This is a genomic window from Halospina sp. K52047b, assembly GCF_008709855.1.
Classification (GTDB): domain Bacteria; phylum Pseudomonadota; class Gammaproteobacteria; order Pseudomonadales; family Oleiphilaceae; genus Halospina; species Halospina utahensis_B.
In genome coordinates this window covers 111064-127747 of the sequence record NZ_VYJH01000003.1, presented here as the reverse complement: position 1 = coordinate 127747, position 16684 = coordinate 111064, and the positions used below count along the sequence as shown (strand labels likewise).

Here is a 16684-nt window from a genome sequence, read left to right as displayed (position 1 = left end):
TCCGGTAGGACCGTCGCCCGCCCCAACCCTACAGATTCAGGAGTAAGCTAATGGCTGCTGCACCCTGGGACGACCTGCTCTCCCTCGAATCCCGCCTGGACGAGACCGAACGCCAGGTCCGCGACAGCATTCGCGGTTTCTGCGACAAGCGGCTGATGCCCGGTATCATCCAGGCCAACCGGCACGAAGAGTTCGATCGCACCATCTTCACCGACATGGGCGAGCTGGGCATGCTCGGCGCAACACTGCCCGAGGAATATGGCGGCCCGGGAATGAACCATGTCTGCTATGGCCTGATCGCGCGCGAAGTCGAGCGGGTGGATTCAGCCTATCGTTCCGCCCTGAGCGTCCAGTCGTCGCTGGTCATGCACCCGATCCACTCGTTTGCCCGGGAGCCCCTGAAAAAGCGTCTGCTTCCGGAACTGGCGGCCGGCCGCAAAGTTGGCTGCTTCGGCCTGACCGAACCCAACCACGGCTCCGATCCCGGCAGCATGGAAACCAAGGCCGTGAAGGTGGATGGCGGCTACCGCGTGAGTGGCTCCAAGACCTGGATCACCAACTCGCCCATCGCCGATGTCTTCGTGGTCTGGGCCAAGCTTGAGGGCACCGTGACCGGCTTTGTCCTGGAGCGCGGCGCCGAGGGCCTGGATACGCCTAAGCTCGACGGCAAGTTCTCCCTGCGCGCCTCCGAAACCGGCTCCATCTTCATGGACGAGGTCTTTGTGCCGGAGGAGAACAAGCTGGACGTGGAAGGCCTCAAGGGGCCGTTCAGTTGTCTGAACAAGGCCCGGTACGGCATCTGCTGGGGTGCGCTGGGTGCCGCGGAATTCTGCTGGCACGCCGCGCGCGACTATACCCTGGAACGCAAGCAGTTCGACCGGCCCCTGGCCGCCAACCAGCTGGTCCAGAAAAAGCTCGTGGACATGCAGACCGAGATCACGCTGGGCCTGCAGTCCGTGCTTCAGCTTGGGCGCATGATGGACGACGGCACGGCCACGCCGGATGCCGTCTCACTGCTGAAACGCAACAACTGCGGCAAGGCCCTGGAGATTGCCCGGACTGCCCGGGACATGCATGGCGGCAACGGCATTTCCGACGAATACCACGTCATCCGCCACGCCATGAACCTTGAGGCCGTTAACACCTACGAAGGCACCCACGACATCCACGCCCTGATCCTGGGCCGCGGCCAGACCGGTATCCCGGCGTTCAGCTGACCCCGGGCCTCACCCAAAAAAACACCCCGGCTTCCCGCCGGGGTGTTCTGATTACAGGGTTAGCGGGCCTGGTGCCCAGGCCCGCAGAGATGATGCCACTCAGAACGAGTATTTCGCCGATGCCATGACCTGCTCGTACTGGGAGTTGCTGTCGTCGGCAATAGCGCGGAAATCCCAGTGAGCATATTCGAGCCCAACCTGGAAATTCTCATGCGCCTGCCAGATCAGGTTCGCGTGGATAGACGCTGCTTTGTCGAAATCACCCAGGGCGCCTGAAGGACTGAACGCCAGGTCCTCAACGATTTCCGTCTGGGACAGCACCAGACTGGAACGCCAGGTGGGGCTCCAGAAGTGGCGATACGCCGCGGTTGCCCCGTAGGTCGTCAGCGGATCAACCTCGCCAGCAGCCTGCTCTCCAAGGTCCACATCGGGGTAGGTGAACAGCCCCATGTAACGTCCCAGGTGGCCGTAGCTGTACTGCAGGCGCAGGTCATCCCGCCCGACCGTTGGGATCCGGGCACTCAGCGATACCGCCCCGCCCAGCTTCTCATCATCCTCACCACTGGGATTGTCGTGTTCCAGGTTCCGCAGCATCCCGGAAAGGGAATAGATACCATACCGGTTCCGCAGCTGGTAGCGTGCCGTCAGGTCCGGATAGGACTGGTCATCATAGGACGTAGTGCCAAAACCATCTTCCGGGTTCTCGAGCGCCGCCATGAACTTCCCGCCGGGAGCCGCCATCGTGTAACGGAGCTGGGGCTGTGTCGTGTAGATAAACGCGGCCATGTAGCCCTGGTTCAGGATATCCGGCAATGCGGCCAGATCCGTGAAGGTGGTGTAGGTCTGGCCCGCGGTCCAGCCGTTCCAGGAACCGTAGGCCTGGCGCAACCGTGGTGCGTAGCTGTTGGAAACGACCTCGTTACCGGGGGCATCAGCGCCCTGATTGAAATCCATCTCCAGGTACGTCCGCAGGGTATGACCGGCAACATCGTCGGTCTTCGAGCCTATCGCCAGCCGGCTTTCACGGGCTGTGAACCCGGTCTTCCAATCACTTTCTCCGCTGCTCGCAGCGGTCGCAAACGTCCTGGGCAACCCGACCGAGTAGGCATTCTTCGTGCCATCACCATTGGACCCGAATATCGCATCGGCCTTGATGAAACCATCAAAGGAGATCGTGGTTTCCCCGATCTTGATGCCATCACCGTCACGCACCAGATAGGGGGTGTCCCGGTCAGGTTGCGGTGCCTCTGAGACCGCGTTGTCGATCCGCCGCTGCAGCTCCTGCACCTGTTCGCGGAGTTCCTCGACGTCACTCTGGGCATCCTGGGCCAGCGCCGGTGTTGTCAGGGCACCCGCCAGCGAGAGGCTGGCCAGGGCACGGGTTAAGGGATGTGTCTTGAATGGCTTTGTTGTTGTCATTGCAAACCTCGCCTTGTGTCTTGTTGTCATCAGAAGCGCCTTCCACGGGGCAGCGTTGCGGCCAGGGACCGTTAGCTGATGCCCCGGAACGACACCCCTATCGGGTTTCGTTCTGCTCTGACACGGCCATCGGTGGATCAAAGATCACTAGTTTCGCTATGCGGTATATAATTGTTCCGCAAAGCACTACCGACTTCCGTAAAACCGAATATAGCGAACACAATTTGCCCAGACAAGAATTCAGAACCAGATTCTGCTGAACGGTTTCAAACAAAGCCATGAAAGGCCACTATTGCGCTTTAAGTGGGACAGAAGGCATCATCACTTTGAATAAGTTTTGCTATGCGGTATATAATTCCGAAATTAGATAATCAATCTCGAACGACATTCGCATGGACCGACGAGAGGACAACCAATGAACATGAACTACACGGCCGACGAGTTGGCCTTCCGGGACGAGGTCCGGAGCTTCCTGGAAGAGAAGCTGCCGGCCGACATCGCAGCCAAGGTCAAGAGCGGGCGGCGCCTGAGCCGTGAGAACCACGAGCGCTGGCAGCAGATCCTGACCAAGCAGGGCTGGTACGCCACCCACTGGCCCAGGGAATACGGCGGCGTGGAGTGGTCGGCCGTGCAGAAACACATCTGGGACGAGGAGTCCAACCGCTACGGGGCGCCGCGCGTGATTCCGTTCGGGGTCAACATGGTGGCGCCGGTCATCATCAAATTCGGCACCGAGGAACAGCGCCAGTATTATCTGCCGCGCATCCTCAGTGGCGAGGACTGGTGGTGCCAGGGGTACTCGGAACCGGGCGCCGGCTCAGACCTGGCGTCGGTCAAGACCCGCGCGGTGCGCGACGGCGACCATTACATCGTCAACGGCCAGAAGACCTGGACCACCCTCGGCCAGCACGCCAACAAGATCTTCTGCCTGGTCCGGACCAACACCGAGGTCAAGGCCCAGGAAGGCATCTCGTTCCTGCTGATGGATATGGACGCCCCCGGCGTCACGGTGCGCCCGATCATCACCCTCGACGGGGAGCACGAGGTCAACGAGGTCTTCTTCGACGACGTGAAGGTGCCGGTTGAGAACCTCGTGGGCGAGGAGGACAAGGGCTGGACCTACGCCAAGTACCTGCTCACCTACGAGCGTACCGGCCTCGCCGGGATCGGGAACTCCAAGGCCGCCCTGGAGCACCTCAAGGGAATCGCGTCACGCCAGCGCAAAAACGGCCGGCCGCTGCTTGAGGACCCCACCTTTGCCGCGCGTGTCGCCCAGATCGAGATTGACCTGCAGGCCGCCTCGATCAGCAACCTGCGCATCATCGCCTCCGTCGAAGGCGGCGGCGTTCCGGGCGCGGAAAGCTCCATGCTCAAGGTCCGGGGTACCGAGATCCGCCAGTCGATTTCCGATCTCGCACGGCGCGCCATGGGCCCCTACGCCCAGCCGTTCCCGGAGGAGGAGCTGCAGGACGGCTATGAGGGCGACTACCTTGCGGATCCGCACGGCGCCGCCGTTTCCCCGCAGTACTTCAACTTGCGCAAGCTGTCGATCTTCGGTGGGTCCAACGAGATCCAGAAAAACATCGTCAGCAAAATGATTCTCGGGCTCTGAGGGAGGCACCCATGGATTTCACGCTCAACGAAGATCAGCAGATGCTGCAGGACACCGTGGCGCGCATGGTCCGCGGCGAATACGACTTCCAGACACGACTGGAAGTGGAGGAGACCGAGCTTGGTTTCAGCGAGGCCTTCTGGAACCAGCTCGGCGAGCTGGGACTCTGTGCCGTGCCCTTCCCGGAGGAAATGGGCGGATTCAACGGTTCCGGCGTGGACGTGCAGTCGGTCATGACGGAGATGGGCCGGGGCCTGTGCCTGGAGCCCTACCGCCAGACCGTCATCCTGGGCGGGGGCCTGATCGCCCAGGCCGGCAGCGAGAGCCAGAAGAACGACTGGCTGGGCCGCATCGCGACCGGTGAGCTCAAGGTGGCCGTGGGCCTGCAGGAACCCCAGAGCCACTACAACCTCGATGATGTCGAGACCCGTGCCGAGGGCTCGGGCGAGGGCTACGTGATCAACGGCCGCAAGGGGGTACTGATCGGTGGCCATGTGGCGGACCTGATCCTTGTCTCCGCGCGCACCAGCGGCGACGCCCGTGACCGCGAGGGTCTCTCCCTGTTCGCCATCGACCCGGAGGCTGAGGGCGTGGAGCGCCGCGTCTACCGTACGATGGATGGCGCCAAGGGCTGCGACCTCTTCCTCAATAACGTCCGGGTCGGCGCGGATGCGCTCATCGGTACCGAGGGCGCCGCCGGCGAGGTGATCCAGTACCAGGCCGGGCGCGCGGTTGCGGCGCTGTGCGCGGAAGCCATCGGCGCCATGGAGGAGTCGGTCAACCTGACGCTGGAGTACCTCAAGACCCGCAAGCAGTTCGGCGTGCCCATCGGCCGCTTCCAGGTGCTGCAGCACCGCATGGTGGACATGAATTCGGAGCTGGAGCAGGCCCGCTCGATGGCGATCCTGGCGGCCAATGTGGCCGACGACGAGCCCAGCGACGAGCGTGACCGCGCCCTGTCGGCGGCGAAGAACGTCATCGGCCGGGCCGGCCAGTTCATCGCCGAGCAGGCCATCCAGCTCCACGGTGGTATCGGTATGACCTGGGAGTACAGCCTGGGCCACTACGCCAAGCGGCTGATCATGATCAATCACCAGTTCGGTGATGAGGACTTCCACCTGGACCGGTACGCAAGCCTGCTCAAGGCAGGCTGATGCCCGTTGACCCGGGGTGGCTCCGGCCACCCCGGGGACCGGCTTCTAGACTGTCGGATCCGGTGCCACCCGCACCATCAGCTTGCCGCGGTTTTCCCCCCACAACAGACCCTGGAAGGCGCTGACCGCGTTCTCCAGACCCTCGACGATGTCTTCCTGGTAGTGCACCTGCCCCTGGCGGAGCCACTCCCCCATGTCGTTAAGGAAGTCAGGCTGGCGCTCCAGGTGATCGGACTGGATAAAGCCGCGCAGCATCAGCCGCTTGACCAGCACCTTCCCCATGAACGGGATCAACCGGTCACTCCCCTCGGGCAACTCCGTCTGGTTGTAATGGGCGATACGGCCGCAGACCGGGATACGCGCAAAATCGTTGACGCGCTTCATGACCGCGTCGAAGACCCGGCCGCCGACGTTCTCGAAGTACACATCAATGCCGTCCGGGCAGGCCGCATCGAGCTGTTGCTCGAAATCCTCCGCCTTATGGTTGATGCAGGCGTCAAAGCCGTAGGTCCCGGTGACCTGGCGGCATTTATCATCGGCGCCGGCCACACCAACCACGCGACACCCCCGGATCCGGGCCAGTTGCCCGACCACCTGACCAACAGCACCGGCAGCCGCGGAAACCACCACCGTTTCACCCGCCCGGGGCTGGCCCAGATCGAGCAGGCCCACATAGGCGGTAAAGCCCGGCATGCCCATGACACCAAGGGCGGTGGTGATGGGCGCCTGGGCGGGGTCCAGTTTGCGCAGTGCCTTGCCGGGGGCCGAGGCGTAGCGCTGCCAGCCGCAGTACCCCAGGACGATGTCACCGGGCGCCAGGCCCTCGTAGCGGCTTTCCACCACCTCGCTGACGGTGGCACCTTCCATGACCTGCCCCAGCTCAACGGGCTTGGCGTAGGAGGCCGCATTGTTCATCCGACCGCGCATGTAAGGGTCCAGCGAGAGGTAGAGCGTCTTCAGCACGACCTCGCCCTCCGCCGCCTCGGGCATAGGCCCCTCCTGGCGCACGAGATGGGTTTCATCCGGCATCCCCGTGGGGCGCTCGGCCAGGATCACCTGTTCATTCTGTGGCATCGGGTTTTTCCTCCGTGGTGGGAATGGGCCCGGTCGGTTGCACACCACAACCCCCTGAGCCAGAATTATTTCAGAATTCAATTTCTACAAGCGAAACATATTTCTAAAAAGGAGACGATCATGAAAAACATCCCCCTGGAAACGCTCCACGAGCATGTGGGGACACTGATCGGGCACAGCGCCTGGAAGACCGTCTCGCAGGAGATGATCCAGGCCTTCGCCGATGCCACCGGGGACCACCAGTGGATCCACATCGACATCGAGCGCGCCCGTCGCGAGACGCCCTGGCAGAGCACGGTGGCTCACGGCTTCCTCACGGTCTCGCTCATCCCGGTTCTTAACCAGTCCGTCCTGCGGGTCACCGGCACCAGCGCCAGCATCAACTACGGGCTGAATAAGCTGCGATTTCCGGCGGCCGTCAGGGCCGGCGCGGCCATCCGCTCCGAGGTGACGCTGGACGACGTGACTGCTGTCGATGACCAGCGCACGCTCGCCACCTTCACGACCCGGATCGAGATCCAGGGCGAGGAGAAGCCCGCCTGCGTGGCCGAGAACCTGGTTATGTACCTCGCCTGACCCGCACGGCTCCGACCACAAAAAAGGGGCCCTGAGGCCCCTTCCTTCCGGTACTCCGGCGTTAGTCCAGGTTCACTTCCTTCTGGACAAGTTCTCCGTCCTCGACCACCGCCATGGTGGTTTCGGTCACGAAGCCGCCCTTGTCGGTCACTTCGGTCACATCGTAGGGGTTGAAGCGCTTGTCCAGCTCAACCATGGCCTGGGCGATATGCTCCCGGGCCGCCTTCGCATCGGTGGAACCGGCAAGCTGCATCGCCTTCACAAGTCCGTGCAGCGCGAGGTAGTTATAGGCGGCCTCGGAGCCCGGCATCTTGTCGTACCGCTCCTGGTAACGCTTGATGAAGGCCTTGGCCGACTCGGACTCATAGATCGACAGTGGGGTTACGCCAACAGCACCGTTCAGCGCTTCAATACCGCCCGCAACGTCGGCCATTTCATCCAGCTTCGCCTGGTCCATCACGATATAACCGCCCTTGAAGCCGAGCTGATTGGCCTGCTGCACCACCAGCCCCGTGGGCTCAGAGGCGCCACCAACGAACAGCACATCCGGGCTGGCGGCCAGGGTCCGGCTCACGCCGGTGTAGAAGTCGGCGGACTTGTTGTAACTCATCGGGTTCTTCGCGACCACTTCACCACCCTGGGCTTTCCACTCCTTCTCAAGCATCTTGGCCCAGATCTTGGCGTACTCGTGGGTAGCCCCTGCCATGCCCAGCTTTTTGCCGTGCTCTTTCATGGCGTAATCCGTGAAGACCTTCACGTAACCGTCAAAGGTCGGCGGGATCCGCACGGTCAGCGGGTTGCCCTGCTCGGTCACCGTCGGCGTGCTGGTGTAGGCCATGATCAGGAAGTTGTCCTTCACATTGAAATCCTGAAGGGCAAAGATGCCACCGGTATGGGGCACGAAGATCGCTGATACGTTCGACTCCTGTGTCAGGCGCTTGGCGTTGGTCGCCGTTTCGGCGGGCGAGTACATATCGTCCAGGGATTCCAGCGTTACCTTGTGGGTTTCGCCGTCAATCTCGACACCCCCGTCCGAATTGATCTCATCCACCGCCATTTCCAGCCCGGAAAGGACGTTTTCCCCGTACACGGCGGCACCGCCGCTCAGGGGCCCGGAAAAACCAATATTGACGGTGCTCTCGGCCAGGGCGCCGGCGGAAAAGCCGGCCCCCAGGGCGGCCAGAGCGAACGCGCGGGTTAATGCTTTGAGTGTTTTCATTGTTGTCTCCTTCGGTGTTGCCTTGTTGTTGTGGATACCGCTCGGGTCATGCCCCGATGTACGCCTTGCGAACCTCGTCGTTATTGAGCATGGTCTCCCGGTCCCCTTCCATGACCAGCTGGCCGCCTTCCATGACGTAAGCCCGGGAAGCAATCTTGAGGGCTGCGTATGCGTTCTGCTCCGCAAGCAGCACAGTCGTGCCGAGGCTGTTGATCTGCTGGATCGTGTCGAACATCTGGCGCACGACCAGCGGCGCAAGCCCCAGCGAGGGCTCGTCGAGCATCAGCAGGCGCGGCCGGCTCATCAGCGCCCGCCCGATGGCCACCATCTGCTGCTGGCCCCCGGAAAGGGCACTGGCCAGCTCGTCCGACTTCTCCCTGAGGATCGGGAAAAGCTCGAACACTTCCTCGAGATGCCGTCGGTTGCCCGCCTTGTCCCGGCGATGGACGTAGGCGCCCATCATCAGGTTCTGCATTACGCTCATCTGCGGGAACAGCTTGCGGCCCTCCGCACACTGGACCACGCCGGCGGAAACGATGCCGCTGGGCTTGAGCCCACTCAGCCGCTGCCCCTCAAACTCGATCTGGCCGGCGCTTGGCCGGATCAGGCCGCTGATGGCATTGAACAGGGAACTCTTGCCGGCGCCATTGGCCCCAAGCAGAACCACCAGCTCTCCCGACTCCACTGTCATGGAGATGTCGCTGATGGCCTTGAAGCTGCCGTAGCAGACATCGACGTTGTTAAGCTGCAGCATCGTCGTCACTCCCCAGGTAGGCTTCGATAACGGCCGGGTCATCGCGTACGTCCTGCGGCGCGCCCTCGGCAATCTTCTCGCCGTGATCCAGCACCATGATCTTGTCGGCAATGCCCATGATCATGTCCATCTTGTGTTCGATCAGGCATACCGTCAGGCCGTGGTCCACCATCTTGCGGATCAGCCGCGCGAGGCCCTCCGTTTCCTCCGGGTTGACCCCGGCCGCGGGCTCATCAAGGAGCAGGATCTTGGGGTCCGTCGCAAGCGCCAGGGCAAAGGCCACCCGCTTGCGCTCCTCCTGGGTGATGTCCGCGATAAAGCGGTTCTCCACGTGCGACAGCCCCACGAACTCCAGGGCTTCCCGTGCCTTGTCGCGGCTGAGCTGCTCCTCCTGCTGCAGCCGCCGGGAGTTGATCAGTACGTCCCAGAGACCGGAGCGGGTCCGCAGCCGGTGGCCCACGATCAGGTTGTCCAGGACGGATGCCTGCTCGAACAGGTTCGTGGTCTGGAAGGTGCGCCCAACCCCGCGCCTGGCGATGTGGTCGCAGCGCAGCGTCGTGATGTCCTCACCCTCCAGGATGATCCGCCCGGAGCTGGGTTTGTGCGCACCGGCAACCAGGTTGAAGAAGGTACTCTTACCGGCCCCGTTGGGGCCGATGATCGCATTGACCTGGTTCGCCTCGAACTCGACGGAAACGTCCTTAACGGCCGCCAGGCCCCCGAACATCTTGGTCAGGTTCTCGATTCTAAGCATTGTTATTGACCCCCTCACCGGTGCTTACCCGGCTCTGCCGTGTCTTGGCCGCTGCCTCAGCCTTGCCCTGGGTGCGGCGATGCAGCCAGCCCAGGAAGGAACCGACGATACCCCGTGGGAAGAAGATCACCAGGAACACCAGCAGCGGACCGAACAGGATCATCCGGTACTCCTCCATGAACTGCAGCGACTGGGTCAGCCACACGATGCCAATGGTCCCCACAAGGGGGCCGGAGAGCGTGCCGAGGCCGCCGACGAGGAGATAGGTGATCATGTCGAAGGTGTGCAGGACGTTGGCATCCTCAGGGCCGACGAAACGCACCATGCCGGCGTACAGGGCCCCCGCCAGCCCGGCGAAGGTGGTGGACAGGACGAACGCCAGAACCTTGTTACGCATCAGGTTGATGCCGAGGGACTGGGCGAGCTCATCCCCGTTGCGGATGGCGGTGAAGGTCCGCCCCAGCAGCGAGCGTGAAAGCTTGCCGATGAACCACATCGTAAGCACCAGGAACGCCAGGGTCAGGTAATAGACCGGGGTGGTCTCGGTGAAGTCGACCAACCCGAAACCATCCGGCGGCGCGATGTTGCGCACGCCCACCGGGCCGTGTGTGAGCTCCTCCCACTTATCCATCAGCAGGTACATGATGAAGCCGACACAGAGCGTGAAGATGGCGAAGTAGTGCTCTTTCAGGCGCAGCGATACAATCCCCACGAAGAAGCCCACCACCGCGGTCATCGCCAGGGCCGCCACGAATGCCGGCCAGTAGCTCCAGCTGTAATCCGCGGTAAGCAGGCCGAGCGTGTAGGCCCCGAGGGCGAAGAAGCCACCGTGGGCCAGGTTCAGCTGACCGCAGTAGCCGGTAATGATGTTGAGCCCGTAAACCGCAATGGCCCAGACGAAGGCGGACGCCATCACATAGATCTGGTACTCGTTCTGCGCGACCAGGGGAAACACCAGCGCCAGGGCGATGAAAACGTACTTGGTTGCCGGACGGGTCAGAAAAGCTGCCAGTTTCAACCACATGATCAATGCGCCCCCTTCGCGAAGAGCCCTTGCGGACGGATGGAGAGGATCACGACAAGGAGTGCGAAGGCGATCACATCCTTATAGTCGTTCGAGAGATAGAACCCGCCGAGCGCCTCGGTGAAACCGATGATCATGCCGCCGATCACGGCCCCCGGGATACTGCCCATGCCACCGATGATGATGATCACGAAAGCCTTCATGATCACCAGATGCCCCATGGCCGGATACACCAGGTTGATCGGCGCATAGAGAGTCGCGGCGAAGGCGGCCAGCATGCCGGAGATGGCAAAGGTCATCATGGCCACCCGGTTGGCATCGATGCCCACCAGGAAGGCCCCTTCACGGTTCTGGGCCATGGCCAGGATGGTGGACCCGGTCATGGTCCGGCGCAGGAACAGCTGCAACGCCACCACCAGCACGGCGGCACCGGCGATGATCAGTGCCCGCTGTTCCGGGATGATCAGCCCCTGGATATTCATGACGCCGGTAAAGGGCGAGGACATGCGGCGAAAGTCCGCCCCCCAGATCATCTGAACCAGTGCCTCAAGAAACAGCAGGATGCCGATGGCGGCGATCTTGTCGTGTATCGGGGGGGAATGGCGGAGAGGGTGGAAAACCAGGCGTTCACACAGGACCGCCAGCAGTGCCACCACGGCCCCGGAGCCGATCATGGCAATCCAGTAATGGGCCCCCAGGTCGACCATGAAGAAATAGGTCATAAAGGCGCCCACCATGTAGAGCGCGCCATGGGCGAAGTTCGGAATATGCAGGATCCCGTAGACGAGCGTCAGCCCGAGCGCAACGAGGCTGTAGATGCTCCCCAGCGTCAGCCCGTTGATGAGGTTCTGAAGCAGAATGTTCAAGTTGTCCCCCTTGTGGCAAATCGTTGTTATTGGATGCCGCAGGTTTTTGTTGTTACCTACAGATGGTTTTTCGGGTTACCCCGCTCCGCGTTACTGCTTTTTTTCTGATCCCCTTCTTCTAAGCGTACTTTAAGAGAACCTTATGTCAACAGACAGAATCAAATTCCGCAGTGCGGTTCTCAGGTCATCTCAGGAGGACTCCTTCCATTCCTCTTCCTGCAGCGACCGCCACATCACCTTGCCGGTCTGGGATTTCGGCAGTTCGTCCACAAACTCGACCTCCTGCGGTACCTTGTAAGCGGCCATCATCTCCCGACACCAGTTCCGGATGTCGTCGGCGCTGACAGTGGGCCACGCTTCTTCCATCGGCACGATGCACACCTTGACGCTCTCGCCCCGCTTGGGGTCCGGCGTTGAGATAACGCAGCATTCATGGATCGCCGGATGACGGTACATCAGGCTCTCCACTTCCGACGGCCAGACCTTGAAACCGGACGCATTGATCATCCGCTTAACCCGGTCGACCATGAAGAAGTAGCCATCCTCGTCGAAGTAGCCGAGGTCGCCTGTCCGGAAGAAGGACTTGCCATCGATCTCGACGAAGGCGTTGCGGGTCTCATCAGGCCGGTTCCAATAGCCAATCGTTACCTGGGGCCCGTGGCTGACAATCTCGCCCACCTCGCCGGGGCCCTTCTCCGCGAGTGTCTCGACATCGATGATGCGCGAGTCCACATCGAAGACGGGCACCCCGAGGCACTGTGACTTGGGCGCATCCGGCGGGTTGATGTGGGTCGCGGCCATGGTCTCGGACAGCCCGTAACCTTCGATGTAATCGAGGCCGGTACGACTCTTGAGCTTCTCGGCAATGGCCGAGGGCATGGCCGCCCCGCCGCCGCCAATGGTCCTGAGGCTGCTGATGTCGTACTGGTCGAGGTCCGGGTTGGACAGGAAATCCACCGCCATGGTGACGATGTTGGTCCAGCCACTGATCTGGTAGCGCTCGATCAGCTTCGCCGCGGTGGTGCGGTCCCAGCGGGTCATGATGACGGACGTCGAACCACTGAAGATGGGGCTGTTCATGGAGCCGCTCATGCCCGTGACGTGGAAGAAGGGCAGCGTCGACAACTGCACCGTGTCCGCCGTGCTCAGGTTCCAGAAGGCCCGGTGTACCGCCGTGGCCATGACAGCCCGGTGCACATGGGTACAGCCCTTGGGCGCCCCGGTCGTGCCGGAGCTGTAGGGAATCACGGCAATATCGTCGGGCCCGGCGGTATGGGCCGACGGCGTATGCCCGGCCCGGATCGCCTCGTTCCAGCTCACCAGCCCCGGCTTCTCCAGGGCCGCCCCCGGCGCTGCCACTTCCGCCGGCAGCGCCAGGTCCGTCTCGGGGTTGATGTAATCGCTGTAAGCCGTGACCACCAGCTCTTCCAGCTGCGTGGTGTCCAGCAGAGGCGCGATGAAGCCCGCCAGCTCCTGCCCCGCGAGGCAGATCCGGGCGTCGGTATCACTGATGTAGTGTTCCAGCTCGGCGGTGCGGTTCATCGGGTTAATGGGAATCACCGCCGCGTCCGCGCGCAGGATGGCGTAATAGCTGATGACGTACTGCGTTGCGTTCTGCATGTAGAGCAGGACACGATCCCCCTTGCTCACACCCTTGGCCTGGAGGTAACCCGCCAGTGCCTCGACCTCGTCCAGCAGTTGCTGGTAGGTCATCACCTGGTCGTAGAAAATGATCGCGGGATGTTCGGGGTACCGCAGTGCCGCTATGGACAGGTTGGTGAACACGCTGGTTTTCGGCAGCGTCATGGTTTTGGGAAGTTCCTTGGGCCAGACCCCGTGGTGTCTTGTAAACATTATTGTTCTCCTTTTTAACCGCTGGTTGCCGTATTGGTTGGTGACGGTACAGAGCCGTTCTGAGCTACCCGCCAGCCTGCCTCAGCCAGGGCACTGGCTCGCTGCCCCACCTCCAGTGCATTGGCATCGCTGGCATTGCCCTGGAGCGCGCGGGCGTAGACGCCCTGCAGGATGGCCGTGAGCCGGAACAGCGAGAAGGCGACGAACACGTGCCAGTCCTCGATCCGCTCGCGCCCGGACTGGCGGCAGTAGCGTTCGATCAACTGCTGTTCGGTGGGCAGATTGAGCGCCGCCAGGTCCTCGCCGAGCAGCCCCCGCGAGCCCTCAAGCTCCATGGGCAGGTAATGCGGCAGGCAGTAGTAGGCCAGGTCCGCCAGCGGGTGGCCCAGGGTGGCCAGCTCCCAGTCGAGGATGGCGGTCACCTCCGGGCGGTCCGGGGCCAGCATCAGGTTGCCGACGCGGTAGTCGCCATGGGCAATGGCGCATTCGTCGGTCGCGGGCAGGTGGTCCGGCAGCCAGGCCATGAGCCTGTCCATGGCCGGCATCTCATCAGTCCGGGAAGCCTGGTACTGCTTCGTCCAGCGTTCGACCTGGCGCGCCACGTACCCCTGGGGCCTGCCGAAGTCACCCAGCCCCACCTGTTCCACGTCCACCGCGTGCAACTGGGCCAGGGTATCCATGGCGGCGTAGTGCACCGGCAGGCGTTCGTCGTGGTCGAGCTCGCGCAGCGCGGGATGGCTCACCACCCGCCCGGGCATGAAATCCATGATGTAGAAGGGCGTGCCGATAACGGTGGGGTCCTCGCACAGGCCCCTGGCCCGGGGCACCGGCATGTCGGTGTGGTCGGAGAGCGCCCGGATCACCTTGTATTCGCGCTCGACCATGTGTGCCGAGGGTAGTGTCTGGCCCGGCGGCTTCTTGCGCAGCACGTAGCGCCCCGTATCGGTTTCCAGCAGGAAGGTCGGGTTCGACTGTCCGCCCTGGAACTGCTGGATTCGCCGGCAATGGCCGAGCTCGGGCATGGCTTCCTTCAGCCATGCCTGGAGCGCGCTCTCGTCAAAGCGGTGGGCGTCGAGCACCTCCACCAGCTGGGGATCAAGGGTGTCAGCTCCGGGTGCCATAGGCTTAACTCACTGTTTCACCGCCATCCGCCACGATCACCTGGCCGGTGACGTAGGCACTGGCCCGGGTCGCGAGGAACACCGCCAGCCCGGCGATATCCACCGGCTCGCCGATGCGGCGCAGCGGGGTCTGCTGCTCGGCACTGCGGACCCGCTCCGGGTCCTCGACCAGCGCCTTGGCGAAATCGGTCCGGACCAGGCCCGGGGCGATGGCGTTCACCCGGATCCCCCTGGGGCCCCACTCCACGGCCAGGTTACGGGCCAGGGCCGCTTCCGCCGCCTTGGAGACGCCGTAGGTGCCGATAACACTGTTCCCTTTCAGCCCGGCAATGCTCGACAGCAGCACCACCTGACCGTCACCGTTTTCGGCCATGTGGGGCAGGGCCATCTGCGTCAGCCAGAAAGTGCCCTTGACGTTGGTATCCATGATCTTGTCCCAGGCTTCATCGGTCATCTCCTGGGTGGTGCCGTAAACCGGGTTGGTGGCCGCGTTGCAGACCAGCGTATCGATGCGACCCCAGGTGGCCAGGGTCTGGTCCACCAGGTTCTGAAGGTCTTCCTTGCGGCCCACGTGACAGGGCACGGCGATAGCCTCAAAGCCCTGTTCCTTCAGTTCGCCGGCCACCTGCTCGCAGGCGTCCGCCTTGCGGCTGGAGATCACGACCTTCGCGCCGCAGCGCGCCATTTCCTCGGCAATCGAACGGCCAATGCCCTTGGTTGAACCGGTGATGAGGGCCACCTTGCCCGTCATATCAAAGAGGGGGCTTGTCATTCTCGGGTCTCCTGCTCAGTGGTTCTTCGGGTAATCGCGCAGTTCGAGCTTGGCGATGGTGTCCAGGTGGACCTCGTCCGGGCCATCGGCCAGGCGCAGGGTGCGGACATGCGCCCAGGCCGCCGCCAGGAAGCTGTCCTGAGAGACACCGAGCGCACCGTGGGCCTGGATCGCCCGGTCCAGCACCTCGAGCGCCATGCGCGGCGCCGCCACCTTGATCATCGCGATCTCCTGGCGCGCCACCTTGTTGCCGACGGTGTCCATCATGTGGGCTGCCTTCAGCGTCAGCAGCCGGGCCTGCTCGATGTCGAGCCGGGAACGGGCAATGTCCTTGCGGATGGAGTCGAACTTCGCCAATGGCTGGCCGAAGGCCTCGCGTTCGTTAATGCGCTCGCACAGCGCCTCCAGGGCCCGCTCGGCAACCCCGATGGTGCGCATGCAGTGGTGGATGCGACCGGGGCCGAGCCGCCCCTGGGCGATCTCGAATCCCCGCCCCTCGCCGAGGAGGATGTTGTCGGCCGGTACCCGGACGTTGTTGTAGTGGATCTCAGCGTGCCCGTGGGGCGCGTGGTCGTAGCCGAAGACCGTCAGGGGGCGGATGATCTCCACGCCGGGCGTGTCCATGGGCACCAGGATCATCGACTGCTGTTTGTGCTTGTCGGCCTCCGGGTCGGTCTTGCCCATCACGATGGCGATCCGGCAGTTGGTGGTCATGGCGCCCGAGGACCACCATTTACGGCCGTTGATGACGTATTCATCGCCCTCGCGGCGGATCTGGCACCCGATGTTGGTCGCATCGGAGGAGGCCACATCCGGTTCAGTCATGGAGAAGCAGGAGCGGATCTCGCCGTCGAGCAGCGGCTGCAGCCACTGCTTCTGCTGTTCCGGAGAACCGTAACGGGCCAGGGTCTCCATGTTGCCGGTGTCCGGGGCGGAGCAGTTGAACACCTCCGGCGCCATGTGGGAGCGGCCCATGATCTCGCACAGCTGGGCGTAGTCGAAGTTGCTTAGCCCGGCTCCATGGTCACTGTCCGGCAGGAACAGGTTCCAAAGCCCCTGGGCCCGGGCCTTCGTTTTCAGCTCTTCCAGCACCGGCGCCGGATCCCAGCGGTTGTCGGCATTGGCGATCTCTTCCTGGTAACGCCCTTCGTTGGGGTAGATGTGCTCATCCATGAACGCCAGCAGTTGCTCGCGCAGTTTCTCCGCCTTTTCGGACAGCTCAAACATGGTCATGCCTCTTTTGGGTTGTTTCGTCGGCGCGATGGCCG

General features: G+C 62.9%; 15 protein-coding genes. 4 read left to right on the top strand and 11 right to left on the bottom strand.

All coding sequences use genetic code 11. The annotated features are described in order from the left end of the window. Positions 1-50: 50 nt before the first annotated feature. The gene (locus F3089_RS05240) at positions 51-1217 is read left to right on the top strand and encodes an acyl-CoA dehydrogenase (RefSeq protein ID WP_151439784.1); all 1167 of its coding nucleotides are present in this window, start codon (positions 51-53) and stop codon (positions 1215-1217) included. 99 nt (positions 1218-1316) lie between these two features. On the opposite strand, the gene F3089_RS05235 is transcribed toward F3089_RS05240, so the two are convergent. After that, positions 1317-2636: a DcaP family trimeric outer membrane transporter gene (locus tag F3089_RS05235; RefSeq protein ID WP_225741679.1), complete on the bottom strand. Its 1320-nt coding sequence runs from the start codon at positions 2634-2636 to the stop codon at positions 1317-1319. A gap of 415 nt (positions 2637-3051) precedes the next feature. Here F3089_RS05235 and F3089_RS05230 point away from each other — a divergent pair, with 415 nt between their 5' ends. Both F3089_RS05230 and F3089_RS05225 read left to right on the top strand, forming a co-directional pair. Further along, positions 3052-4248, top strand: a complete 1197-nt coding sequence (locus F3089_RS05230) for an acyl-CoA dehydrogenase family protein (protein ID WP_151439783.1) — start codon at positions 3052-3054, stop codon at positions 4246-4248. Between the two features lie 11 nt (positions 4249-4259). Then, complete coding sequence (locus tag F3089_RS05225) at positions 4260-5402, top strand: acyl-CoA dehydrogenase family protein (RefSeq protein ID WP_151439782.1); 1143 nt, start codon at positions 4260-4262, stop codon at positions 5400-5402. Between the two features lie 45 nt (positions 5403-5447). Here F3089_RS05225 and curA read toward each other — a convergent pair whose 3' ends face one another. Continuing rightward, positions 5448-6476, bottom strand: coding sequence for an NADPH-dependent curcumin/dihydrocurcumin reductase (gene curA / locus F3089_RS05220; protein ID WP_151439781.1), 1029 nt, complete (start codon positions 6474-6476; stop codon positions 5448-5450). Positions 6477-6596: 120 nt separating this feature from the next. Between curA and F3089_RS05215 the strand changes: the two genes are divergently transcribed. Continuing rightward, on the top strand, positions 6597-7052 hold the full coding sequence (locus F3089_RS05215; RefSeq protein WP_151439780.1) for a MaoC family dehydratase: 456 nt from the start codon (positions 6597-6599) through the stop codon (positions 7050-7052). Positions 7053-7113: 61 nt separating this feature from the next. Here the strand turns inward: F3089_RS05215 and F3089_RS05210 are convergent, their stop codons facing one another. The 9 genes from F3089_RS05210 to F3089_RS05170 all read right to left on the bottom strand — a co-directional run bounded on the left by F3089_RS05210 (position 7114) and on the right by F3089_RS05170 (position 16643). Then, complete coding sequence (locus tag F3089_RS05210) at positions 7114-8271, bottom strand: ABC transporter substrate-binding protein (RefSeq protein WP_151439779.1); 1158 nt, start codon at positions 8269-8271, stop codon at positions 7114-7116. Between the two features lie 46 nt (positions 8272-8317). Continuing rightward, entirely contained in the window at positions 8318-9025 is a 708-nt protein-coding gene (locus tag F3089_RS05205; protein ID WP_151439778.1) for an ABC transporter ATP-binding protein, read from the bottom strand. Beyond that, positions 9012-9779 (bottom strand): ABC transporter ATP-binding protein, encoded by a 768-nt coding sequence (locus F3089_RS05200; RefSeq protein WP_151439777.1) that lies wholly within the window; start codon positions 9777-9779, stop codon positions 9012-9014. The genes F3089_RS05205 and F3089_RS05200 overlap by 14 nt, the downstream gene beginning before the upstream one ends. Further along, positions 9772-10803 carry a branched-chain amino acid ABC transporter permease gene (locus tag F3089_RS05195; RefSeq protein WP_151439776.1) on the bottom strand — a complete coding sequence of 344 codons (1032 nt, stop codon included), beginning with the start codon at positions 10801-10803 and terminating at the stop codon, positions 9772-9774. The genes F3089_RS05200 and F3089_RS05195 overlap by 8 nt, the downstream gene beginning before the upstream one ends. 2 nt (positions 10804-10805) lie before the next feature. After that, entirely contained in the window at positions 10806-11669 is an 864-nt protein-coding gene (locus tag F3089_RS05190) for a branched-chain amino acid ABC transporter permease (RefSeq protein WP_151439775.1), read from the bottom strand. Between the two features lie 189 nt (positions 11670-11858). Next, a complete protein-coding gene (locus F3089_RS05185) occupies positions 11859-13523 on the bottom strand; it encodes a long-chain fatty acid--CoA ligase (protein ID WP_151439774.1) in 1665 nt (554 codons plus the stop codon). A gap of 14 nt (positions 13524-13537) precedes the next feature. Further along, a complete protein-coding gene (locus F3089_RS05180; RefSeq protein ID WP_151439773.1) occupies positions 13538-14644 on the bottom strand; it encodes a phosphotransferase in 1107 nt (368 codons plus the stop codon). Positions 14645-14648: 4 nt separating this feature from the next. Next, positions 14649-15416, bottom strand: coding sequence for an SDR family NAD(P)-dependent oxidoreductase (locus F3089_RS05175; protein ID WP_151439772.1), 768 nt, complete (start codon positions 15414-15416; stop codon positions 14649-14651). Positions 15417-15431: 15 nt separating this feature from the next. Further along, positions 15432-16643 carry an acyl-CoA dehydrogenase family protein gene (locus F3089_RS05170; RefSeq protein WP_151439771.1) on the bottom strand — a complete coding sequence of 404 codons (1212 nt, stop codon included), beginning with the start codon at positions 16641-16643 and terminating at the stop codon, positions 15432-15434. Between the last annotated feature and the right edge of the window lie 41 nt (positions 16644-16684).